At 69.6% G+C, this 19,525-nt stretch carries 33 protein-coding genes; 32 read left to right on the forward strand and 1 reads right to left on the reverse strand.

Going from position 1 to position 19,525, the window contains the following annotated elements; all coding sequences use genetic code 11:
- The first annotated feature begins 3 nt into the window (after window positions 1–3).
- The 32 genes from rplC (at window position 4) to truA (ending at window position 18,212) form a co-directional block, all read left to right on the forward strand.
- Entirely contained in the window at window positions 4–669 is a 666-nt protein-coding gene (gene rplC / locus ACN26Y_RS11155; protein WP_155330228.1) for a 50S ribosomal protein L3, read from the forward strand.
- Complete coding sequence (rplD, locus tag ACN26Y_RS11160; RefSeq protein WP_155330229.1) at window positions 666–1,316, forward strand: 50S ribosomal protein L4; 651 nt, start codon at window positions 666–668, stop codon at window positions 1,314–1,316. Before rplC ends, rplD begins: the two co-directional genes overlap by 4 nt.
- Window positions 1,313–1,615 (forward strand): 50S ribosomal protein L23, encoded by a 303-nt coding sequence (rplW, locus tag ACN26Y_RS11165; protein ID WP_091125159.1) that lies wholly within the window; start codon window positions 1,313–1,315, stop codon window positions 1,613–1,615. The genes rplD and rplW overlap by 4 nt, the downstream gene beginning before the upstream one ends.
- Window positions 1,616–1,627: 12 nt before the next feature.
- Window positions 1,628–2,467 (forward strand): 50S ribosomal protein L2, encoded by an 840-nt coding sequence (gene rplB / locus ACN26Y_RS11170; RefSeq protein ID WP_155330230.1) that lies wholly within the window; start codon window positions 1,628–1,630, stop codon window positions 2,465–2,467.
- A 12-nt stretch (window positions 2,468–2,479) separates the two neighbouring features.
- Complete coding sequence (gene rpsS / locus ACN26Y_RS11175) at window positions 2,480–2,761, forward strand: 30S ribosomal protein S19 (RefSeq protein WP_091125151.1); 282 nt, start codon at window positions 2,480–2,482, stop codon at window positions 2,759–2,761.
- 40 nt (window positions 2,762–2,801) lie between these two features.
- Window positions 2,802–3,260 carry a 50S ribosomal protein L22 gene (gene rplV / locus ACN26Y_RS11180; RefSeq protein ID WP_155330231.1) on the forward strand — a complete coding sequence of 153 codons (459 nt, stop codon included), beginning with the start codon at window positions 2,802–2,804 and terminating at the stop codon, window positions 3,258–3,260.
- Window positions 3,260–4,114 (forward strand): 30S ribosomal protein S3, encoded by an 855-nt coding sequence (gene rpsC / locus ACN26Y_RS11185; RefSeq protein ID WP_155330232.1) that lies wholly within the window; start codon window positions 3,260–3,262, stop codon window positions 4,112–4,114. The genes rplV and rpsC overlap by 1 nt, the downstream gene beginning before the upstream one ends.
- A 3-nt stretch (window positions 4,115–4,117) precedes the next feature.
- Complete coding sequence (gene rplP / locus ACN26Y_RS11190; protein ID WP_007465292.1) at window positions 4,118–4,543, forward strand: 50S ribosomal protein L16; 426 nt, start codon at window positions 4,118–4,120, stop codon at window positions 4,541–4,543.
- Window positions 4,543–4,779, forward strand: coding sequence for a 50S ribosomal protein L29 (gene rpmC / locus ACN26Y_RS11195; RefSeq protein WP_088982056.1), 237 nt, complete (start codon window positions 4,543–4,545; stop codon window positions 4,777–4,779). Before rplP ends, rpmC begins: the two co-directional genes overlap by 1 nt.
- Entirely contained in the window at window positions 4,776–5,051 is a 276-nt protein-coding gene (gene rpsQ / locus ACN26Y_RS11200) for a 30S ribosomal protein S17 (protein WP_155330233.1), read from the forward strand. Before rpmC ends, rpsQ begins: the two co-directional genes overlap by 4 nt.
- A gap of 97 nt (window positions 5,052–5,148) precedes the next feature.
- Entirely contained in the window at window positions 5,149–5,517 is a 369-nt protein-coding gene (gene rplN / locus ACN26Y_RS11205) for a 50S ribosomal protein L14 (protein WP_007465279.1), read from the forward strand.
- Window positions 5,514–5,834 (forward strand): 50S ribosomal protein L24, encoded by a 321-nt coding sequence (rplX, locus tag ACN26Y_RS11210; RefSeq protein ID WP_012184319.1) that lies wholly within the window; start codon window positions 5,514–5,516, stop codon window positions 5,832–5,834. Before rplN ends, rplX begins: the two co-directional genes overlap by 4 nt.
- Window positions 5,834–6,403, forward strand: coding sequence for a 50S ribosomal protein L5 (gene rplE / locus ACN26Y_RS11215; RefSeq protein WP_155330234.1), 570 nt, complete (start codon window positions 5,834–5,836; stop codon window positions 6,401–6,403). Before rplX ends, rplE begins: the two co-directional genes overlap by 1 nt.
- Window position 6,404: 1 nt before the next feature.
- Window positions 6,405–6,590 carry a type Z 30S ribosomal protein S14 gene (locus tag ACN26Y_RS11220; RefSeq protein WP_007073023.1) on the forward strand — a complete coding sequence of 62 codons (186 nt, stop codon included), beginning with the start codon at window positions 6,405–6,407 and terminating at the stop codon, window positions 6,588–6,590.
- Window positions 6,591–6,683: 93 nt separating this feature from the next.
- Window positions 6,684–7,091 (forward strand): 30S ribosomal protein S8, encoded by a 408-nt coding sequence (gene rpsH, locus ACN26Y_RS11225; RefSeq protein WP_155330235.1) that lies wholly within the window; start codon window positions 6,684–6,686, stop codon window positions 7,089–7,091.
- A 16-nt stretch (window positions 7,092–7,107) separates the two neighbouring features.
- A complete protein-coding gene (rplF, locus tag ACN26Y_RS11230; protein WP_155330236.1) occupies window positions 7,108–7,650 on the forward strand; it encodes a 50S ribosomal protein L6 in 543 nt (180 codons plus the stop codon).
- Window positions 7,647–8,036 carry a 50S ribosomal protein L18 gene (rplR, locus tag ACN26Y_RS11235; protein WP_073834923.1) on the forward strand — a complete coding sequence of 130 codons (390 nt, stop codon included), beginning with the start codon at window positions 7,647–7,649 and terminating at the stop codon, window positions 8,034–8,036. Before rplF ends, rplR begins: the two co-directional genes overlap by 4 nt.
- Before the next feature lie 34 nt (window positions 8,037–8,070).
- On the forward strand, window positions 8,071–8,685 hold the full coding sequence (gene rpsE / locus ACN26Y_RS11240) for a 30S ribosomal protein S5 (protein ID WP_155330237.1): 615 nt from the start codon (window positions 8,071–8,073) through the stop codon (window positions 8,683–8,685).
- A complete protein-coding gene (gene rpmD / locus ACN26Y_RS11245; protein WP_155330238.1) occupies window positions 8,685–8,867 on the forward strand; it encodes a 50S ribosomal protein L30 in 183 nt (60 codons plus the stop codon). The genes rpsE and rpmD overlap by 1 nt, the downstream gene beginning before the upstream one ends.
- Window positions 8,867–9,310 carry a 50S ribosomal protein L15 gene (rplO, locus tag ACN26Y_RS11250; protein ID WP_155330239.1) on the forward strand — a complete coding sequence of 148 codons (444 nt, stop codon included), beginning with the start codon at window positions 8,867–8,869 and terminating at the stop codon, window positions 9,308–9,310. The genes rpmD and rplO overlap by 1 nt, the downstream gene beginning before the upstream one ends.
- A gap of 233 nt (window positions 9,311–9,543) precedes the next feature.
- Window positions 9,544–10,872, forward strand: a complete 1,329-nt coding sequence (gene secY, locus ACN26Y_RS11255; protein WP_422734688.1) for a preprotein translocase subunit SecY — start codon at window positions 9,544–9,546, stop codon at window positions 10,870–10,872.
- Complete coding sequence (locus tag ACN26Y_RS11260) at window positions 10,873–11,526, forward strand: adenylate kinase (protein ID WP_155330241.1); 654 nt, start codon at window positions 10,873–10,875, stop codon at window positions 11,524–11,526. It abuts the gene before it with no gap.
- 77 nt (window positions 11,527–11,603) lie between these two features.
- A complete protein-coding gene (gene map, locus ACN26Y_RS11265; RefSeq protein ID WP_155330242.1) occupies window positions 11,604–12,449 on the forward strand; it encodes a type I methionyl aminopeptidase in 846 nt (281 codons plus the stop codon).
- Window positions 12,450–12,640: 191 nt separating this feature from the next.
- The gene (locus ACN26Y_RS11270) at window positions 12,641–13,219 is read left to right on the forward strand and encodes a DUF1707 SHOCT-like domain-containing protein (protein WP_155334033.1); all 579 of its coding nucleotides are present in this window, start codon (window positions 12,641–12,643) and stop codon (window positions 13,217–13,219) included.
- Between the two features lie 226 nt (window positions 13,220–13,445).
- The gene (gene infA / locus ACN26Y_RS11275) at window positions 13,446–13,667 is read left to right on the forward strand and encodes a translation initiation factor IF-1 (RefSeq protein WP_007073013.1); all 222 of its coding nucleotides are present in this window, start codon (window positions 13,446–13,448) and stop codon (window positions 13,665–13,667) included.
- Between the two features lie 92 nt (window positions 13,668–13,759).
- Window positions 13,760–13,873 carry a 50S ribosomal protein L36 gene (gene rpmJ / locus ACN26Y_RS11280; RefSeq protein ID WP_012184307.1) on the forward strand — a complete coding sequence of 38 codons (114 nt, stop codon included), beginning with the start codon at window positions 13,760–13,762 and terminating at the stop codon, window positions 13,871–13,873.
- Between the two features lie 271 nt (window positions 13,874–14,144).
- The gene (gene rpsM, locus ACN26Y_RS11285; RefSeq protein ID WP_155330243.1) at window positions 14,145–14,525 is read left to right on the forward strand and encodes a 30S ribosomal protein S13; all 381 of its coding nucleotides are present in this window, start codon (window positions 14,145–14,147) and stop codon (window positions 14,523–14,525) included.
- 18 nt (window positions 14,526–14,543) lie between these two features.
- Window positions 14,544–14,951, forward strand: coding sequence for a 30S ribosomal protein S11 (rpsK, locus tag ACN26Y_RS11290; RefSeq protein ID WP_014440747.1), 408 nt, complete (start codon window positions 14,544–14,546; stop codon window positions 14,949–14,951).
- 13 nt (window positions 14,952–14,964) lie between these two features.
- Window positions 14,965–15,591, forward strand: coding sequence for a 30S ribosomal protein S4 (gene rpsD / locus ACN26Y_RS11295; RefSeq protein ID WP_155330244.1), 627 nt, complete (start codon window positions 14,965–14,967; stop codon window positions 15,589–15,591).
- 96 nt (window positions 15,592–15,687) lie between these two features.
- Window positions 15,688–16,710, forward strand: a complete 1,023-nt coding sequence (locus ACN26Y_RS11300; RefSeq protein ID WP_155330245.1) for a DNA-directed RNA polymerase subunit alpha — start codon at window positions 15,688–15,690, stop codon at window positions 16,708–16,710.
- A gap of 32 nt (window positions 16,711–16,742) precedes the next feature.
- A complete protein-coding gene (rplQ, locus tag ACN26Y_RS11305) occupies window positions 16,743–17,315 on the forward strand; it encodes a 50S ribosomal protein L17 (protein ID WP_155330246.1) in 573 nt (190 codons plus the stop codon).
- A 66-nt stretch (window positions 17,316–17,381) separates the two neighbouring features.
- On the forward strand, window positions 17,382–18,212 hold the full coding sequence (gene truA / locus ACN26Y_RS11310) for a tRNA pseudouridine(38-40) synthase TruA (protein ID WP_155330247.1): 831 nt from the start codon (window positions 17,382–17,384) through the stop codon (window positions 18,210–18,212).
- Between the two features lie 56 nt (window positions 18,213–18,268).
- Here truA and ACN26Y_RS11315 read toward each other — a convergent pair whose 3' ends face one another.
- Window positions 18,269–19,426, reverse strand: a complete 1,158-nt coding sequence (locus ACN26Y_RS11315; protein WP_155330248.1) for a hypothetical protein — start codon at window positions 19,424–19,426, stop codon at window positions 18,269–18,271.
- Between the last annotated feature and the right edge of the window lie 99 nt (window positions 19,427–19,525).

A 19,525-nucleotide genomic window follows, 5' to 3' on the forward strand; every position in this document is an offset into this window, starting at 1 on the left:
CAAATGGACAGGCAAGTCAAGGGGATCCTGGGCGCGAAGCTCGGCATGACCCAGGTCTGGGACAACAACCGTGTTGTTCCCGTGACCGTGGTGCAGGCCGGCCCGTGCGTCGTCAGCCAGGTTCGCAGCGCTGAGAGGGACGGCTACGCGGCGGTCCAGCTGGCGTACGGCGCCATCGACCCGCGCAAGGTCAAGAAGCCGATCAGCGGTCACTACGCGAAGGCCGACGTGGCGCCGCGGCGCCACATCGTCGAGCTGCGCACGGTCGACGCCGCCGAGTACTCGCTCGGCCAGGAGGTCACGGTCGAGCAGTTCCCGGCCGGCATCTCGGTCGACGTGACCGGCAAGACCAAGGGCAAGGGCTACGCCGGCCCGATGAAGCGGCACGGCTTCCACGGTCTGCGCGCCAGCCACGGTGTCGAGCGCAAGCACCGCTCGCCGGGCTCCATCGGCGCCTGCGCCACCCCGGGTCGTGTCTTCAAGGGCACCCGGATGGCCGGCCGGATGGGTGGCGTGCGCTACACCGTCCAGAACCTGACCGTCCAGGCGGTCGACACCGAGAACAACCTCCTGCTCGTCCGTGGCGCCATCCCCGGCCCCAAGGGCGCGCTGGTCCTGGTCCGTACCGCGGCCAAGACCAAGGCGAAGAAGGGCGGTGCGGCCAAGTGACCACCGTTGACGTCCTCACCGTCGAAGGCACCAAGAGCGGCTCCGTGGAGCTGCCCGCCGACATCTTCGACGCGCAGGCCAACGTCGCGCTGATGCACCAGGTCGTGGTGGCCCAGCTCGCGGCGGCCCGGCAGGGCACGCACAAGGCCAAGACCCGCGGCGAGGTCGCCGGCGGCGGCAAGAAGCCGTACAAGCAGAAGGGCACCGGTCGTGCCCGGCAGGGCTCGATCCGCGCGCCGCAGTTCGCCGGCGGTGGCGTGGTGCACGGTCCCGTGCCGCGCGACTACAGCCAGCGGACCCCGAAGAAGATGAAGGCCGCCGCGCTCCGTGGCGCCCTCTCGGACCGGGCCCGCGCCGGCAAGGTGCACGTCGTCGAGGCGTTCGTCTCGGGCGAGAAGCCGTCGACCAAGGCCGCGCTGGCCACGCTGACGAAGCTGACCGACGCCCGCCGGGTGCTGGTCGTGCTGAGCAGCACCGACGAGCTGAACTGGGTGTCGCTGCGCAACGAGCCGCGGGTGCACCTGATCGAAGCCGGCCAGCTCAACACGTACGACGTGCTGGTGGCCGACGACGTGGTCTTCACCAAGGAGGCCCTGGACGAGTTCCTGGGCGTTCCCGCCGAGACCACCGAGGAGGGTGGCAAGTGAGCACGATCGCCGACCCGCGCGACATCATCGTGGCGCCGGTCGTCTCGGAGAAGAGTTACAGCGAGCTGAACCGCAACTGGTACACCTTCCTGGTGCACCCGGACGCGAACAAGACCGCGATCAAGATCGCTATCGAGCAGATCTTCAACGTCCGCGTCCTGACGGTCAACACGCTCAACCGCGAGGGCAAGCGCAAGCGGACCCGCACCGGGTTCGGCAAGCGCAAGGACACCAAGCGGGCGATGGTGAAGCTGGCTGACGGTGACCGCATCGAGGCCTTCGGCGGCCCGGTCAGCTGAGGGGTGTAGACAATGGCTATCCGTAAGTACAAGCCGACGACGCCGGGCCGGCGTGGCTCGAGCGTCGCCGACTTCGCCGAGATCACCCGGTCGACGCCGGAGAAGTCGCTGCTGGCCCCGCTGCCGAAGAAGGGCGGTCGCAACGCCCACGGCCGGATCACCACCCGGCACCACGGTGGCGGCCACAAGCGGCAGTACCGGATCATCGACTTCAAGCGGGTCGACAAGGACGGCGTGCCGGCGAAGGTCGCGCACATCGAGTACGACCCGAACCGCACCGCGCGGATCGCGCTGCTGCACTACCTCGACGGCGAGAAGCGCTACATCATCGCCCCGAAGGACCTGAAGCAGGGCGACACCGTCGAGTCGGGTCCGAGCGCCGACATCAAGCCGGGCAACAACCTGCCGCTGCGCAACATCCCGGTGGGTACCACGATCCACAACGTGGAGCTGCGCCCGGGTGGCGGCGCCAAGCTGGCCCGTTCGGCCGGCGTCGGCATCCAGCTGCTGGGCCGCGAGGGCGCGTACGCGACCCTGCGCATGCCGTCCGGTGAGATCCGGCGGGTGGACGTGCGCTGCCGCGCCAGCGTCGGTGAGATCGGCAACGCCGACCAGTCGAACATCAACTGGGGCAAGGCCGGCCGCATGCGCTGGAAGGGCAAGCGCCCGACCGTCCGTGGTGTCGCCATGAACCCGGTCGACCACCCGCACGGTGGTGGTGAGGGTAAGACCTCCGGCGGTCGCCACCCGGTCAACCCGCAGGGTAAGCCCGAGGGCCGCACCCGTCGTAAGGGCCAGCCGAGTGACCGGCTGATCGTCCGCCGCCGCTACGCCACGCGTAAGCGCGGCTGAGGGAGATAAGACATGCCTCGCAGCCTGAAGAAGGGCCCGTTCGTCGACGACCACCTGATCAAGAAGGTGGAGACGCAGAACGACAAGGGCACGAAGAACGTCATCAAGACCTGGTCGCGGCGCTCGACGATCATCCCCGAGATGCTGGGCCACACGATCGCGGTGCACGACGGACGCAAGCACGTCCCGGTGTTCGTGACCGAGGCGATGGTCGGGCACAAGCTCGGCGAGTTCGCGCTGACCCGCACGTTCAAGGGTCACGAGAAGGACGACCGGAAGAGCCGCCGGCGCTGACGCCGCGGGCATACGGATAGAGGAACAAGGGGTTACAGCGATGCCAGGAAAGGGCGACGCTCCGGTGCTTCCGGGCGCGCGGGCGGTTGCGCGGTACGTGCGCATCTCGCCGATGAAGGCGCGCCGGGTGGTCAACCTCGTCCGCGGCCTGCCCGCGAAGGAGGCGCTCACGGTGCTGCAGTTCGCGCCGCAGGCTGCGAGCGAGCAGGTGTACAAGGTGCTCGCGAGCGCGATCGCCAACGCGGAGAACAACGAGCGGCTGGACCCCGACGCGCTGCTCGTCAGCGAGGCGTACGTGGACGAGGGCCCGACCATGAAGCGGTTCCAGCCGCGGGCGCAGGGCCGGGCGTACCGGATCCGCAAGCGGACCTGCCACATCACGGTCGCGGTCGAGGCGGTCGCCCCGGCCGCGCCGAAGAAGTCGGCGGCGAAGAAGGCGGCCCCGGCGAAGCAGGCTGCGCCGGCCGAGACGCAGAGCACGACGGAGGGTGCGGAGTAATGGGTCAGAAGGTTCACCCGCACGGGTTCCGGCTCGGCATCTCGACCGACTGGAAGTCCCGCTGGTTCGCGGACAAGCTCTACAAGGACTACATCGGCGAGGACGTCAAGATCCGCCGCATGATGTCCAAGGGCCTCGAGCGCGCTGGGATCTCCAAGGTCGACATCGAGCGCACCCGGGACCGGGTCCGCGTCGACATCCACACCGCCCGGCCGGGCATCGTCATCGGCCGTAAGGGCGCGGAGGCCGACCGGATCCGTGGCGAGCTCGAGAAGCTGACCGGCAAGCAGGTCCAGCTCAACATCATCGAGGTGAAGAGCCCCGAGTCGGACGCGCAGCTCGTCGCGCAGGGCGTGGCCGAGCAGCTGTCCAGCCGGGTCAGCTTCCGTCGGGCGATGCGCAAGGCCATGCAGTCCGCGATGAAGAACCCGGTCTGCAAGGGCATCCGGGTCCAGGTCTCGGGCCGTCTCGGCGGCGCCGAGATGAGCCGGACCGAGTTCTACCGCGAGGGTCGGGTTCCGCTGCACACGCTGCGGGCCAACATCGAGTACGGCTTCTTCGAGGCCCGTACCACCTTCGGCCGGATCGGCGTGAAGGTCTGGATCTACAAGGGCGACGCGGTGCCGGGTCGGGAGACCCCGGCCGAGGCTCCGTCGCGCCCGCGCCGTGAGCGCGGCGACCGCCCCGAGCGGCCGCGCCGTGGTCGGTCCGGCTCCGCCGGCACGACCGCCGGTGGCACCGAGGCCGGCCGGGCAGCCGCGACCACCATCGCGCAGCAGGCCGAGACGCCGAGTGGCGAGCCGGTGGACGCGTCCGCCGTCGCCGCCGCGGCAGAAACGCAGCAGGAGGGCTGACAGATGCTGATGCCGCGCAAGCCCCCGAAGGGCTTCCGCAAGCCGCACCACCCGGACCGCAGCGGCGCGTCCAAGGGTGGTAACCGGGTGGTGTTCGGCGAGTTCGGGATCCAGGCTCTCGAGCCGGCGTACGTGACCAACCGCCAGATCGAGTCGGCGCGTATCGCGATGACCCGTCACATCAAGCGTGGCGGCAAGGTCTGGATCACGATCTTCCCGGACCAGGCCCTCACCAAGAAGCCGGCCGAGACCCGGATGGGTTCCGGTAAGGGTTCGCCCGAGTGGTGGGTCGCGAACGTGAAGCCGGGGCGGGTCCTCTTCGAGATGTCCTTCCCCAACGAGCAGATCGCGCGTGAGGCGATGCGCCGCGCGATCCACAAGCTCCCGATGAAGTGCCGGATTGTTACGCGCGAAGTGGGTGAATCCTGATGGCAGCGGGCGTTAAGGCCGCCGAGCTGCGTGAGCTCTCCGAGGAGGAGTTGGTCACGAAGCTGCGCGAGGCCAAGGCGGAGCTGTTCAACCTCCGCGTGCAGGCCGCAACCGGGCAGCTGGACAACAACCGGCGGCTGCAGGTCATCCGTCGGGAGATCGCCCGGATCTACACGATCATGCGTGAGCGTGAGCTGGGGCTCTCGGCCGCGCCGACTGAGGTGACTGCTTCATGAGCGAGAACACGACCGCCGCCGCGCGGGCCCGTCGCAAGGTGCGTGAGGGTCTCGTGGTCAGCGACAAGATGGAGAAGACCGTCGTCGTCGAGGTCGAGGACCGGGTCAAGCACGCGCTGTACGGCAAGATCATGCGCCGCACCAGCAAGCTCAAGGTCCACGACGAGCAGAACGCCGCCGGCATTGGCGACCGGGTCCTGATCATGGAGACCCGGCCGCTGTCCGCCACCAAGCGGTGGCGGCTCGTGGAGATCCTCGAGAAGGCCAAGTAGCGAAGGCTCAAGCTCGGCCGGCATCGGTCGGGCGCAGGTTCCGCCAGGCTCCGGCCGCCTCGTGCGGCCGGAGAACCGGCAGACATAGGAGATAGACGTGATTCAGCAGGAGTCGCGACTGCGCGTCGCCGACAACACGGGTGCCCGGGAGATCCTGTGCATCCGCGTGCTCGGCGGCTCCGGTCGGCGCTACGCGAGCATCGGCGACGTCATCGTGGCCACCGTCAAGGACGCGATCCCCGGTGCCGGTGTGAAGAAGGGCGACGTCGTCAAGGCGGTCGTCGTTCGCACCGCCAAGGAGAGGCGGCGGCCGGACGGTTCGTACATCCGCTTCGACGAGAACGCCGCCGTCATCATCAAGGACGGTGGGGACCCGCGCGGCACCCGTATCTTCGGCCCGGTGGGCCGGGAGCTGCGGGACAAGCGGTTCATGAAGATCATTTCTCTCGCGCCGGAGGTGTTGTGACCGTGAAGGTCAAGAAGGGCGACACGGTCGTCGTCATCGCCGGCAAGGACAAGGGTGCCAAGGGCAAGGTCATCGCGGCCTACCCGCGGCAGGACAAGGTCCTGGTCGAGGGCGTGAACCGGGTCAAGAAGCACACCCGCATCAGCACCACCCAGCGTGGCGCCAAGACCGGTGGCATCGTCACCCAGGAGGCCCCGATCCACGTCTCGAACGTGATGGTCGTGGACTCCGACGGCAAGCCGACTCGCGTCGGCTACCGGATCGACGAGAACGGCCAGAAGGTCCGCATCGCGCGTAGCACCGGTAAGGACCTGTGATGACCACGGCTACCGAAACCAAGACCATGCCGCGCCTCAAGGAGCGGTACCGCAACGAGATCGTGGCCCAGCTGCGCGAGCAGTACAACTACGGCAACCCGATGCAGGTGCCGCGGCTGGTCAAGATCGTCGTCAACATGGGTGTCGGCGAGGCCGCCCGGGACGCCAAGCTGATCGAGGGCGCCGTCCGCGATCTGGCGACCATCACCGGCCAGAAGCCGCAGGTGCGGCGCGCCACCAAGTCCATCGCGCAGTTCAAGCTGCGCGAGGGCATGCCGATCGGCGCGAAGGTCACCCTGCGCGGCGACCGGATGTGGGAGTTCCTGGACCGGCTGCTGTCGATCGCACTGCCGCGTATCCGTGACTTCCGCGGCCTCGACGGGCGCAAGCTCGACGGGCACGGCAACTACACGTTCGGTCTGACCGAGCAGTCGGTGTTCCACGAGATCGACCAGGACAAGATCGATCGCCAGCGGGGCATGGACATCACGGTGGTCACCACCGCCACGACCGACGACGAGGGCCGGGCGCTGCTCAAGCTCCTGGGCTTCCCGTTCAAGGAGAACTGAGATGGCCAAGAAGGCGCTGATCCTCAAGGCGGCCGCGAAGCCGAAGTTCTCGGTTCGCGCGTACACCCGCTGCCAGCGGTGCGGGCGTCCGAAGGCGGTCTACCGCAAGTTCGGTCTCTGCCGGGTCTGCATCCGGGAGATGGCCCACCGCGGTGAGCTGCCCGGCGTGTCCAAGGCTTCCTGGTAATAGCCCGGCGCGCTCCGCGCGTCAGCTGCACTGTCTCTTCGCCGTAGGCCCGGGTGGTCCCGGGAACCCCGGCGAGAAAGGTTGACGAGTTTAATGACGATGACCGACCCGATCGCAGACATGCTCACGCGTCTGCGTAACGCCAACCAGGCGTACCACGACCGGGTGACGATGCCCTACTCGAAGATCAAGGCGAACATCGCCGAGGTCCTCAAGACCGAGGGTTACATCGCCACCTGGTCGGTCGAGGAGCCCGAGGAGGGCGCCGTCGGCAAGCGACTGGTCGTCGAGCTGAAGTACGGCCAGAACCGCGAGCGGAGCCTGGCCGGCATCAAGCGCGTGTCCAAGCCCGGCCTCCGGGTGTACGCCAAGTCGGGCGAGCTCCCGCGGGTGCTCGGCGGTCTGGGCGTGGCGATCATTTCGACGTCCCAGGGGCTGCTCACCGATCGGCAGGCCCGCAAGCGGAGCGTTGGCGGGGAAGTCCTCGCCTTCGTCTGGTAACGGGAGACAGGTAGAAATGTCGCGTATTGGACGTAAGTCGATCCCGGTGCCAGCCGGCGTCGACGTCACGATCGACGGCCAGACCGTCAAGGTCAAGGGCCCCAAGGGCGAGCTCTCGCACACCCTGGCCGAGCCGATCACCATCGAGCGGGCCGAGGACGGGCAGCTGAACGTCGCCCGCCCGAACGACGAGCGCAAGGCCAAGGAGCTCCACGGCCTGAGCCGTACCCTGGTCGCCAACATGATCGTCGGCGTCACCGAGGGCTACCGCAAGAGCCTGGAGATCGCGGGTACCGGTTACCGGGTCACCGCCAAGGGCAAGGACCTGGAGTTCGCGCTCGGGTTCTCGCACCCGGTCCTCGTCCCGGCGCCGGAGGGCATCACCTTCACGGTGGAGAAGCCGACGCTGTTCCACGTGGCCGGCATCGACAAGCAGCTGGTCGGCGAGGTTGCCGCGAACATCCGGAAGATCCGCCCGCCGGAGCCCTACAAGGGCAAGGGTGTGAAGTACCAGGGCGAGGTCATCCGCCGCAAGGCTGGAAAGGCAGGTAAGAAGTGAGCGCCACGCTGCTCAAGCGCCGCCGCGGCGTCGCCGCCAAGCGCGCCGTCGGGCGTGCGCGCCGGCACTTCCGGGTCCGCAAGAACATCAGCGGTACGGCCGAGCGTCCCCGCCTGGTCGTCACCCGCTCCCTGCGGCACATCGTCGCCCAGATCGTGGACGACACCAAGGGTCACACCCTGGCGTCGGCCTCGACCCTGGACGCGTCGCTGCGGGGCGCCGAGGGCGACAAGAGCGCCCTGGCCGGCAAGGTCGGTGCGCTGCTCGCCGAGCGGGCGAAGGCGGCCGGCATCTCCAAGGTCGTCTTCGACCGCGGTGGCAACCGGTACGCGGGGCGGGTAGCCGCGCTCGCCGACGCCGCCCGCGAAGCCGGGCTCGAGTTCTGACAATCCCCGTCACGAGAGAAAAGGAAGGCTGCTGATGCCAGGTCAACAGCGCCGTGGCGGCGGGTCCGGTGGCAACGAGGGTGGTCGCCGCGACAACCGCCGTGAGGGCGGCCGCGGAAACGCGCCCGTCGAGAAGACCCCGCACCTCGAGCGGGTCGTCGCGATCAACCGCGTCGCCAAGGTCGTGAAGGGTGGTCGTCGCTTCAGCTTCACCGCCCTGGTGATCGTGGGCGACGGCGACGGCACCGTCGGCGTGGGCTACGGAAAGGCCAAGGAGGTGCCCGCGGCGATCGCCAAGGGTGTCGAGGAGGCCAAGAAGCACTTCTTCAAGGTGCCGCGGATCGGCCAGTCGATCCCGCACCCGGTGCAGGGCGAGGACGCCGCCGGCGTCGTGCTGCTCAAGCCGGCCTCGGCCGGTACGGGCGTCATCGCCGGTGGGCCGGTGCGCGCCGTGCTGGAGTGCGCGGGTATCCACGACGTGCTCTCCAAGAGCCTCGGTTCGTCCAACCCGATCAACATCGTGCACGCCACGGTGGCGGCGCTGAAGGGGCTGGAGTCCCCCGAGGCCGTCGCCGCCCGTCGTGGTCTGCCGGTCGAGGACGTCGCGCCGGCCGCCATGCTGGCGTCGCGGGCGGAGGTGGCTTCCTGATGGCTCGCCTGAAGGTCACCCAGGTCCGGTCCGAGATCGGGGCCAAGCAGAACCAGCGTCACTCGCTGCGTTCGCTCGGCCTCAAGCGGATCAACGACGTGGTGGTCAAGGAGGACCGTCCGGAGATCCGCGGCATGATCTTCACGGTCAACCACCTCGTGAAGGTCGAGGAGGTCGAGTAATGACGATCAAGGTCCACCACCTGCGCCCGGCGCCCGGTGCCAAGACCGCGAAGACCCGCGTGGGTCGCGGTGAGGGCTCCAAGGGCAAGACCGCCGGCCGCGGTACCAAGGGCTCGAAGGCCCGCAAGAACATCTCGGCGGCGTTCGAGGGTGGGCAGATGCCCATCCACATGCGCCTGCCGAAGATGAAGGGCTTCAAGAACAAGTTCAAGGTGACCTTCCAGGTCGTCAACCTGGACCGGCTCGCCGAGCTGTTCCCGAACGGCGGTCAGGTCGGTCCGGTCGAGATGGTCGAGGCCGGTGCGGTCCGCAAGGGCCAGCCGGTCAAGGTGCTCGGCACCGGCGACCTCGGTGGGGTGGCGCTCCAGGTCTCGGCGCACGCGTTCAGCGCGTCGGCCAAGGAGAAGATCACCGCCGCCGGCGGCTCGGTCACCGAGCTGTAGGGCTGTACGACCCATGGCGCCCGCCCAGTTGTCCGTCAACTGGCGGGCGCCATGGTCTACCTGGGCCGTGTGCGCCCGGTAACATCGGAAGCGGTTTATGTAGCCGGGCACACCTGCCCGGACCGGGAGCGGACTGTTAGAGTCCCATCCCAGTCATGGATTTCGGGCGCTCGCCCGGCCCACCCCGATCCGCCAGGGACAACCGGCGGCCCGCCTCGCGCAGGAGGAAGAAGTTGCTGTCCGCCTTTCTCAGTGCGTTCCGCACGCCTGACCTGCGCAAGAAGCTGCTGTTCACAGTAGGCATCATCGCGATCTACCGGCTCGGCGCCACGCTGCCGAGCCCAGGCGTGTCGTACGGCAATGTGCAGAAGTGCCTGGACACCCTGGAGAACGGCTCCACGGGCGTCCTGAACCTGCTCAACCTCTTCTCCGGTGGTGCGCTCCTGCAGCTGTCGGTCTTCGCGCTGGGCATCATGCCCTACATCACCGCGTCGATCATCCTGCAGCTGCTGACCGTGGTGATCCCGCGGCTGGAGCAGCTCCGCAAGGAGGGCCAGGCCGGCCAGGCCAAGATCACCCAGTACACCCGCTACCTCACCCTGGGGCTGGGTGTCCTGCAGGCGTCGGCGTTCGTCGCCCTGGCCCGCTCCGGCCAGCTCTTCAACAACCAGTGCGACCAGTTCCCGATCATCCCCGAGGGGACCGGCATCCCGGACTGGCTGACCCTGACCATCCTGGTGATGACGATGACCGCCGGCACCGGCGTGGTCATGTGGCTCGGTGAGCTGATCACCGACCGGGGGGTCGGCAACGGCATGTCGGTGCTGATCTTCGCCTCGATCGCGGCCCGGCTCCCCGCCGAGGGTTGGCAGATCAAGGAGACCAGCGGCTGGGGGAAGTTCTGGCTGGTGATCGCCCTGGTCCTGGTCGTCATCACCGCGGTGACCTTCATCGAGCAGGCGCAGCGCCGGATCCCGGTGCAGTACGCCAAGCGGATGATCGGCCGGCGGATGTACGGCGGCACCTCGACCTACATCCCGCTCAAGGTCAACCAGGCCGGTGTCATCCCGGTCATCTTCGGCTCGTCGCTGCTCTACCTGCCGCAGCTGGCCCTGCAGTTCTTCGACCAGACGGACCCCGGCAAGACCCAGGCGTGGATCCAGAACAACCTGGTCGACCCGACCAGCCCGATCTACATCGTGGTCTACTTCCTGCTGATCATCTTCTTCACGTACTTCTACGTCTCGATCACGTTCAACCCGACCGAGGTCGCGGACAACATGAAGAAGTACGGCGGCTTCGTGCCGGGCATCCGCCCCGGCAAGCCGACCGCCGACTACCTGGACTTCATCCTCAGCCGGATCACCCTGCCGGGCGCTCTCTACCTGGGCGTCATCTCGATCCTGCCGAACTTCTTCTTCATCTGGCTGAACAAGCAGCAGTACCTGAACTTCCCGTTCGGCGGCACCGCTGTACTGATCATGGTCGGCGTCGGTCTGGAGACGACCAAGCAGATCGAGAGCCAACTGATGCAGCGGAACTACGAAGGGTTCCTGCGGTAGATGCGACTCGTTCTGGTTGGCCCGCCGGGGGCGGGCAAGGGCACGCAGGCGGAGTTCATCGCCGCGCACCTCGCGGTGCCGAAGATCTCGACGGGTGACATCTTCCGCTCCAACGTGTCGCAGGGCACCCCGCTCGGCGTCGAGGCGAAGCGGTACATGGACGCCGGCGAGCTGGTGCCGGACGAGGTCACCATCAACATGGTGCGGGACCGGCTCGCCGAGCCGGACGCGAGCGAGGGCTTCCTGCTCGACGGCTTCCCGCGTACGACACCGCAGGCCGCCGCGCTGGACAAGCTCCTCGCGGACCTCGGCACCGCTCTGGACCTCGTGCTCGAGCTGGTCGTCGACGACGACGAGGTGATCCGGCGGCTCTCCGGCCGGCGCACCTGCCGGGGCTGCGGCAAGATCTGGCACGTCGAGTTCGACGCCACCACGCGCGAGGGCATCTGCGACCGGTGCGGCGCCGAGCTGTTCCAGCGGGACGACGACAAGCCGGAGACCATCGCCACGCGCCTGCGGGAGTACGCCGACAAGACCGCGCCGCTGGTCGACTACTACGGCGCCCAGGGCAAGCTCGTGGGGATCGACGCCACGGGCCCGGTGGAGGACGTCACCGTCCGCGCCATCGACGCCCTGCGCTCGTACGGTGGCTGACCCCTCGGTGGATAGAGTGCGAGGAGCGGGGTACGCGACGGCGTGCCCCGCTCTTCGGCAGGAAAGGTAACGACCCGATGCGCCGTCCCCAGCTGGACATCCAGCTGAAGACTCCTGACCAGATCGAAAAGATGCGGGCCGCGGGGCTGGTGGTGGCCGAGGCGCTCCGCCGGATGCGCGAGGCCGTCGCGCCCGGTGTCAGCACCGCGGACCTGGACGCCATCGCCGAGGCCACCATCCGCGAGGCCGGCGCGGTCCCCTCCTTCAAGGGTTACCACGGCTTCCCCGCCTCGATCTGCTCCTCGGTCAACGAGCAGGTCGTGCACGCCATCCCGTCCCCCCGGCAGGTGCTCCAGGACGGCGATCTCATCTCGATCGACTGCGGTGCGGTGCTGGACGGCTGGCACGGCGACGCCGCGATCACCGTCGGCGTCGGCGACGTGAACCCGGCGCTGCTGACGATGGCCGCGGTCGCCGAGGACGCGATGTGGGCCGGCATCGCCGCGGCCGCCCGCGGCGCCGCCAGCGGCAGGGGCCGGCTCACCGACATCTCCCACGCCGTCGAGACGGCGGTCCGCAAGGGCGGGCGGTACGGCATCGTCGACGGGTACGGCGGCCACGGCATCGGCACCGAGATGCACCAGGACCCGCACGTGCTCAACCACGGACGCCCGGGCAAGGGGCCCCGCCTCGTGCCCGGCATGGCCCTCGCCATCGAGCCGATGATCACCCTGGGCTCGCCCCGTACGGCGGAGCTGGCCGACGGCTGGACCGTGGTGACCCGGGACGGGTCGATGGCCGTGCACGTCGAGCACACCATGGCGTTGCTGCCCGACGGGGTGTGGGTGCTCACCGCGCCGGACGGCGGCCGGGAGCGCCTCGGCGACCTGGTCACCGCCCGCCAGCCGGCTCCGGCCGCCTGACCCGTCCGGGCCTTGGCCGCCTGACCCGTCCGACTCACGTGATCAACCCGATGCCGGTGCCATCGCTGTTTCCGCCCACCGGGGATGCCACGATGGCGGCGGCACGGAGTCGACCAAGGGACCGGCCGTCGCGGGATCGCGACCGGTGGCACGCCGGTGGCATGCTGGAACGCATGCAGGGGCGGGACGGGATGCGGGCCGCCGACGCCGACCGGCAGGCGGTGGCCGACCGGTTGCGGGCGGCCGTGGACGAGGGGCGTCTGGACCTGCACGAGTACGACGAGCGCCTCCAGCAGGCGTACACCGCCCGCACGTACGGCGAACTCGACGCGCTGCTCGCGGACCTGCCGGCGCCGGCCGGCGCCGCGGCCTCGGCGCTCGCCGTCCCGGGCGGGAACGCCCTCGCCCCGCCGGGCGGGGTGACCGGGTCGGCCGGGATGCCGGCCGTCGGTGCCCGTCCGGTCGTCGCCCGGTGGCTCGTCGAGGTGTGGGAGCCGTGGTTGAAGGTCGTCCCGATCGTGGTGGCGGTCTGGGCGGTGACGTCGCTGCTGGCCGGGGACGCGCTCTACTTCTGGCCCGGGTGGGTGGCGGGTCCGTGGGGAGCGGTGCTGCTGGTCCGCACTGTGCTCGGGATCACGTCGGGTGAGCCGGCGCGCTGGGCGGCCGAGCGGGAGCGGCGCCGGCAGCGGCGCCGGGAGAAGCGGGCCCGCAAGCGGGAGCGGAAGGCGGCGCGACGCGAGAGTAGGAAACTTCCGGGCGAATCGGGCTGAACGTCCGATCATTCTGTTCGTAGCGCCGGCAATGGGTGGTCGGTTTGGCGGCGGCGCGCAGGCGGGCGTACACTTTCTGATCGGCGCACAGCGTCCACTCCGGCATGCCCACCCTGCGCTTCGGTGGGCGTCGGAGCCGCGGCTGGCGCGGGCATCTGATCTTGATCAGTCCCGTGTAAGACGTTGTGGGCCGTCCGGAGCAACCGACGTCAGGACAGCGGAGGACATGCCGAAAAAAGACGGAGCCATCGAGATCGAGGGCCGGGTCATCGAGCCCCTGCCGAACGCCATGTTCCGCGTGGAGCTCGCGAACGGTCACAAGGTGCTGGCTCACATCAGCGGCAAGATGCGGCAGCACTACATCCGCATCCTGCCGGAGGACCGGGTCGTCGTCGAACTCTCGCCGTACGACCTGACCCGAGGGCGCATCGTCTACCGCTACAAGTAAGCCTGACGGCGGCCGGGTGAGTCCCGTGTCCGTCTTCGTCGCCCGGAGTCGCGAACACCGCGTCGCCGGGCCAGATGGGAAGTAAGGCAACCGTGAAGGTCAAGCCGAGCGTCAAGCGGATCTGCAACAAGTGCCGGGTGATCCGCCGGCACGGCCGGGTCATGGTCATCTGCACCGACCCGCGCCACAAGCAGCGCCAGGGCTGAACCAGTTCCGGCCGGTCGCGACACCGCGGCCGGTCGACAACCGGTCCGGGCCGCAGATCCTGACACAACACATCACATGCTCGTCCCAGCCGCGGGAGTGCGCAGCGCGTACCTCATCGTGGTTGACCCCCGGTCGGAGGCCGGGGCCCGCTCGGGCAACGACCGATCCCGGTCGCCGGTGCTGACAGGCGCCGGAAGGACAGGGACGGCCGGTAGCGGGGTGGGGCGGGTCCACACCTCCGCCAGCACATCACGAGGAGTACGCCCGCACATGGCACGTCTAGCCGGCGTCGATCTCCCCCGCGACAAGCGGATGGAGATCGCGCTCACCTACATCTTCGGCGTGGGTCGCACCCGCGCCCTGGAGACGCTCGCCGCCACCGGCATCTCGCCGGACAAGCGCGCCCGGGACCTCACGGACGAGGAGCTCGTGCAGCTCCGCGACCACATCGAGGGCAACTACAAGGTTGAAGGCGACCTGCGCCGCGAGGTCGCCGCTGACATCCGCCGCAAGGTCGAGATCGGCTGCTACGCCGGCATCCGGCACCGCCGCGGTCTGCCGGTTCGTGGCCAGCGGACGCGGACCAACGCCCGCACTCGCAAGGGCCCGAAGCGGACCGTCGCCGGCAAGAAGAAGCCCGGCAAGAAGTAATTAGGAGCGCACAGACTTATGCCACCGAAGGCTCGTGCCGGAGCCGCCGTCAAGAAGGTCCGGCGCAAGGAACGCAAGAACGTCGCCCACGGGCAGGCGCACATCAAGAGCACCTTCAACAACACCATCGTGTCCATCACGGACCCGACCGGTGCGGTCATCTCCTGGGCCTCGTCGGGCCAGGTGGGCTTCAAGGGCTCCCGCAAGTCGACCCCGTTCGCCGCGCAGCTGGCCGCCGAGGCCGCCGCGCGTCGGGCGATGGAGCACGGCATGCGCAAGGTCGACGTGTTCGTCAAGGGCCCCGGCTCCGGCCGGGAGACCGCCATCCGTTCGCTGCAGGCCGCCGGTCTCGAGGTCGGGCAGATCTCCGACGTGACCCCGCAGCCGCACAACGGGTGCCGTCCGCCGAAGCGTCGCCGGGTCTGAGAGGTAGAGAGAGATGGCTCGTTACACCGGTGCTGACTGCCGCCGTTGCCGGCGGGAGAAGATGAAGCTGTTCCTCAAGGGCAGCAAGTGCGATGGCCCGAAGTGCCCGTTCGAGTCCCGGCCGTTCCCGCCCGGGCAGCACGGCCGTGGCCGCACCAAGGAGACGGAGTACCTGCTCCAGCTCCGGGAGAAGCAGAAGGCCCGCCGGGTGTACGGCGTGCTGGAGAAGCAGTTCCGCGGTTACTACGAGGAGGCCGTGGCCAAGCAGGCCAAGACCGGTGAGGTCCTCCTGCAGATCCTCGAGTCGCGGCTGGACAACGTGGTCTACCGGGCCGGCTACGCCAGCTCCCGGGACCAGGCCCGTCAGCTGGTCAAGCACGGTCACTTCACGGTGAACGGCAAGAAGGTCGACATCCCGTCGTACCGCGTCAAGGAGCACGACATCATCGAGGTCCGGGAGAAGAGCAAGCAGCTCACCCCGTTCCTGGTGGCGCAGGCTCAGGCCGGTTCGCGGTCGGTTCCGGCGTGGCTGGAGGCCATCCCGAGCCAGATGAAGATCCTCGTGCACTCGCTCCCGGCCCGCCAGGTGATCGACACCCAGGTCCAGGAGCAGCTGATCGTCGAGCTCTACTCCAAGTAAGAGCTCGTTGCGGTGGCCCGCCCTCCGGGGCGGGCCACCGGAACCGTTTGTGTCGTGGGCGTCATATGGCGGGCGCCCCGGAAGAGAAGAGAAGACATGCTCATCTCCCAGCGACCGACCCTCTCCGAGGAGTCGATCAACGAGACCCGGTCCCGGTTCACCATCGAGCCGCTGGAGCCGGGCTTCGGCTACACCCTGGGCAACTCGCTGCGCCGGACGCTGCTGTCGTCCATCCCCGGCGCGGCGGTGACCTCGATCAAGATCGACGGTGTGCTGCACGAGTTCACCACGATCCCCGGGGTCAAGGAGGACGTGGTCGAGCTCGTCATGAACATCAAGGAGCTGTGCGTCAGCTCCGAGCACGACGAGCCGGTCAGCATGTACCTGCGCAAGCAGGGCCCGGGCGACGTGACCGCGGGTGACATCCAGCCCCCAGCCGGCGTCTCGGTGCACAACCCGGACCTGAAGCTCGCCACCCTCAACGGCAAGGGCCGGCTCGACATGGAGCTGACCGTCGAGCGGGGTCGCGGCTACGTGACGGCTGCGCAGAACAAGCAGGCCGGCGCCGAGATCGGCCGTATCCCGGTCGACTCGATCTACTCGCCGGTGCTGAAGGTCACCTACCGCGTCGAGGCGACCCGTGTCGAGCAGCGGACCGACTTCGACCGGCTGATCATCGACGTCGAGACCAAGCCGTCGATGGGCCCGCGCACCGCGCTGGCCTCCGCCGGTTCGACGCTGGTCGAGCTCTTCGGCCTGGCCCGGGAGCTGGACGAGACCGCCGAGGGCATCGACATCGGGCCGTCCCCGCAGGACGCCCAGCTGGCGGCGGACCTGGCGCTGCCGATCGAGGAGCTGGACCTCACCGTCCGCTCCTACAACTGCCTCAAGCGCGAGGGCATCAACACCGTTGGTGAGCTCATCGGGCGTACCGAGGCCGACCTCCTCGACATCCGCAACTTCGGCCAGAAGTCGATCGACGAGGTCAAGATGAAGCTCGCCGGGATGGGTCTGGGGCTGAAGGACTCCGCCCCGAACTTCGACCCGGCGCACGTCGTGGACGCCTTCGGTGAGGCCGACTACGACACCGAGGACTACCGCGAGACTGAGCAGCTGTAAGCGCGGCTGAGGATTAACGAGGAGCACCGAGAATGCCCACGCCCACCAAGGGTCCCCGCCTCGGCGGCAGCCCGGCGCACGAGCGGCTGATGCTGGCCAACCTGGCCACGTCGCTGTTCCAGCACGGCAAGATCCAGACCACCGAGACCAAGGCCCGGCGGCTGCGTCCGCTCGCGGAGCAGCTGATCACCAAGGCCAAGCGCGGTGACCTGGCCTCCCGGCGTCGGGTGCTCGCCGTCGTCAAGGACAAGGACGTGGTCTACGCCCTGTTCGACCAGATCGCGCCGCGGTACGCCAACCGCAACGGCGGCTACACCCGGATCGTGAAGACCGGTCCGCGCAAGGGTGACGCCGCCCCGATGGCGATCATCGAGCTGGTCGAGGAGCTGCAGGTCGCCGAGCCGAAGGCGAACAAGAAGACCGCCGCCCGCAAGGCCGCCCAGCAGGACAAGGTCGAGGCGCTCGCCCCGGCCGAGGAGGCCCCGAAGTCGGCCGACAACGACCAGGACGCCGAGGCGCCCGTGTCGGCGTCGGGTGACACCGCCGAGGCGCGCGAGGACAGCGACCTCGCCGTCGAGGAGAACAACGAGCAGAACAAGGCCTGATCAGGGTCTTCGTCGGGCCCGGCACCCCCTGGGGTGTCGGGCCCGCGGCGTCAGAGGGGGTACGAGGTGGACGAGGGCATCCGGCTGCGGTTGGACGTCTCGTACGACGGCAGCGGCTTCTCCGGCTGGGCCGCCCAGCCGGAGCGGCGTACCGTCGCCGGGGTCCTCGCGCAGACCCTCGACCTGGTGCTCGGCGCCGGGACCGCGACCGGCCTGACCGTGGCCGGCCGGACCGACGCCGGGGTGCACGCCACCGGGCAGGTCTGCCACGTCGACCTGCCGGCGGACGTCTGGCGGCAGCACGAGGGGCGGCTGCTGCGCCGGCTCGCCCGGCTGCTCCCCACCGACGTGCGGGTGCGGGCCATGACCGAGGTGCCGGTCGACTTCGACGCGCGGTTCTCGGCGACCTTCCGGCGCTACGAGTACCGCGTCACCGACACACCCTGGGGCGCGGAGCCGCTGCGCCGGCACGACACCCTCGCCTGGCCGAGGCCGCTCGACCTGGCGGCGCTGACCGCCGCCGCCGCCGGGCTGGTGGGGGAGCACGACTTCGCCGCGTACTGCCGGCGGAAGGAGAACGCCACCACGCTGCGCGAGGTGACCCGGCTCGACTGGCGGCGGGATCCGGACGGCATCCTCGTCGCCACCGTCCAGGCCGACGCGTTCTGCCAGGCGATGGTGCGCAGTCTGGTCGGCGCGATGCTGACCGTCGGGGACGGCCGGCGGCCGGTCGAATGGCCGGCCGGCCTGCTCAGCCGCCGGGAGCGGGCCAGTGAGGTGACGGTCGCCCCCGCGCACGGGCTCACCCTGGTCGCCGTCGGCTACCCCGGGGACCCGGCCGAGTACGCCCGCCGCGCGGACCTCACCCGGCGGCTGCGCGTACCGGTGGAGAGCTGAGCGCACGGCGGAGCGGGTGCGCGGCCGGACAGCCCCGCACCCGCTGTGCCCGAAGCTCAGTTCCGGGTGCCGTTCTGGGAGGCGGTGCCGTCGTCGGGGTCGGCCGTGGGTTGGCCGGCCACGCCGCCGTTCGCCCGCCGCTCCAGGACGCCCTGGTTGAGGTGCAGTTCGATCATGTCGAAGAGGATCTCGCGGACCTGCGTGTCGCCGGCGCGGACGGACTCGCCGTCGGAGCGGGCCACCAGCGCGTACGCGAGGTAGTGGCCGCGTACCTGCCAGCCGACCCGGGCCGGGGCGGTGGCGATCGCCTCGGACTCCTCGTCGGCGGCCATGCCCCGGAACCGGCCCTGCCGCTCGTCGAGCATCTGCCGGATCCGGTCGCGGGCGCGTTCGGCGCTGGCCCGGTCGGTGAGGTTGAACAGGCCGGCGGTGACCAGGTGGTCGCCGTCCCGGGTGCGCAACGTCGCCCGGACCACCTGGTTGCAGCCGAGGCGGGTCAGCAAGTCGGCGACCTCGCCGGTGGCGGCGACGGCGCAGCTGCCGCTGGACTGCGTCTTCAGCACCTGGTACGCGGGCTGCCCGTCGGAGACGACGAGCTGCTTGCCCGGGAAGACCTCCTTGGCGCTCAGCGGTGCCTGGTCGGTGTCCCGGGAGTCGAGGTCGTTCGCCTCCGGCTCGGGGCTCTCGTCCGCCGCCGCGGGCTGGTTGTTCGGCGGGTTGACGAGGTCAGCACCGCGCTCGCCGAGCAGGGCGGCCGCGCCGAGCCCGCAGAGCGCGAGCAGGACCAGCACCGCCGCGCCGCCGACCACGACCTGCCACATCCGGCCGCCGCCGCGGGGCGGGGGTGCTGCGGCCGGGGAGTAGACCTCCGCCTGGGGTGGCGTGGCGGCCGGTGCGCGGGACGGCTCCGCCGCTGGTGCGGGCGCCGGCGCCCGTGCGGGGACCGGCTCCGCGCTGTACGTGGCGGCGGGCTCCGGCGCGAACGTGGGGGCGGGCTTCGGTGCCGGCGCGCGGGGCGGCTCGGGAGCCGGCGGGCGGGCGGGCTCGGGGGGTGGCGGTGGTCTCCGGGTGGTCCGGGGCAGTGACGGGGTGGGGAAGCGGGACGGCGACGGCCCCGCCGGCGGAGGCGAACCAGGGCCGAGCGCCGACAGGTCCGACCCGGGCTCCGGGTGCTCCACGAATGCGTCCTCATCGGACTCGTACCGATACACCATGTCGCCCAGAGTAAGAGCCATTATCCCTTTAGGGGGTAAAAATGGGAAATTGTGATGACGCGGGGTGTCGCCATGCCCCCCGTCAGCCGGTGGAAGAAT

Origin of the sequence: Micromonospora sp. WMMD558 (genome assembly GCF_049315255.1) — a bacterium.
GTDB lineage: Bacteria > Actinomycetota > Actinomycetes > Mycobacteriales > Micromonosporaceae > Micromonospora.

Coding starts and splice junctions, on each gene's coding strand:
- rpsS (WP_091125151.1), top strand. CDS start 2,480: ATGCCTCGCAGCCTGAAGAAGGGCCCGTTCGTCGACGACCACCTGATC.
- rpmC (WP_088982056.1), top strand. CDS start 4,543: ATGGCAGCGGGCGTTAAGGCCGCCGAGCTGCGTGAGCTCTCCGAGGAG.
- rpmD (WP_155330238.1), top strand. CDS start 8,685: ATGGCTCGCCTGAAGGTCACCCAGGTCCGGTCCGAGATCGGGGCCAAG.
- ACN26Y_RS11220 (WP_007073023.1), top strand. CDS start 6,405: ATGGCCAAGAAGGCGCTGATCCTCAAGGCGGCCGCGAAGCCGAAGTTC.
- rpsE (WP_155330237.1), top strand. CDS start 8,071: ATGCCAGGTCAACAGCGCCGTGGCGGCGGGTCCGGTGGCAACGAGGGT.
- rplP (WP_007465292.1), top strand. CDS start 4,118: ATGCTGATGCCGCGCAAGCCCCCGAAGGGCTTCCGCAAGCCGCACCAC.
- rplE (WP_155330234.1), top strand. CDS start 5,834: ATGACCACGGCTACCGAAACCAAGACCATGCCGCGCCTCAAGGAGCGG.
- rplC (WP_155330228.1), top strand. CDS start 4: ATGGACAGGCAAGTCAAGGGGATCCTGGGCGCGAAGCTCGGCATGACC.
- rpsM (WP_155330243.1), top strand. CDS start 14,145: ATGGCACGTCTAGCCGGCGTCGATCTCCCCCGCGACAAGCGGATGGAG.
- rpsH (WP_155330235.1), top strand. CDS start 6,684: ATGACGATGACCGACCCGATCGCAGACATGCTCACGCGTCTGCGTAAC.
- rplB (WP_155330230.1), top strand. CDS start 1,628: ATGGCTATCCGTAAGTACAAGCCGACGACGCCGGGCCGGCGTGGCTCG.
- rpsQ (WP_155330233.1), top strand. CDS start 4,776: ATGAGCGAGAACACGACCGCCGCCGCGCGGGCCCGTCGCAAGGTGCGT.
- rpsC (WP_155330232.1), top strand. CDS start 3,260: ATGGGTCAGAAGGTTCACCCGCACGGGTTCCGGCTCGGCATCTCGACC.
- infA (WP_007073013.1), top strand. CDS start 13,446: ATGCCGAAAAAAGACGGAGCCATCGAGATCGAGGGCCGGGTCATCGAG.
- rplV (WP_155330231.1), top strand. CDS start 2,802: ATGCCAGGAAAGGGCGACGCTCCGGTGCTTCCGGGCGCGCGGGCGGTT.
- ACN26Y_RS11260 (WP_155330241.1), top strand. CDS start 10,873: ATGCGACTCGTTCTGGTTGGCCCGCCGGGGGCGGGCAAGGGCACGCAG.
- ACN26Y_RS11315 (WP_155330248.1), bottom strand. CDS start 19,426: ATGGTGTATCGGTACGAGTCCGATGAGGACGCATTCGTGGAGCACCCG.
- rplF (WP_155330236.1), top strand. CDS start 7,108: ATGTCGCGTATTGGACGTAAGTCGATCCCGGTGCCAGCCGGCGTCGAC.
- rpsK (WP_014440747.1), top strand. CDS start 14,544: ATGCCACCGAAGGCTCGTGCCGGAGCCGCCGTCAAGAAGGTCCGGCGC.
- map (WP_155330242.1), top strand. CDS start 11,604: ATGCGCCGTCCCCAGCTGGACATCCAGCTGAAGACTCCTGACCAGATC.
- ACN26Y_RS11300 (WP_155330245.1), top strand. CDS start 15,688: ATGCTCATCTCCCAGCGACCGACCCTCTCCGAGGAGTCGATCAACGAG.
- rplQ (WP_155330246.1), top strand. CDS start 16,743: ATGCCCACGCCCACCAAGGGTCCCCGCCTCGGCGGCAGCCCGGCGCAC.
- ACN26Y_RS11270 (WP_155334033.1), top strand. CDS start 12,641: ATGCGGGCCGCCGACGCCGACCGGCAGGCGGTGGCCGACCGGTTGCGG.
- rpsD (WP_155330244.1), top strand. CDS start 14,965: ATGGCTCGTTACACCGGTGCTGACTGCCGCCGTTGCCGGCGGGAGAAG.
- rplO (WP_155330239.1), top strand. CDS start 8,867: ATGACGATCAAGGTCCACCACCTGCGCCCGGCGCCCGGTGCCAAGACC.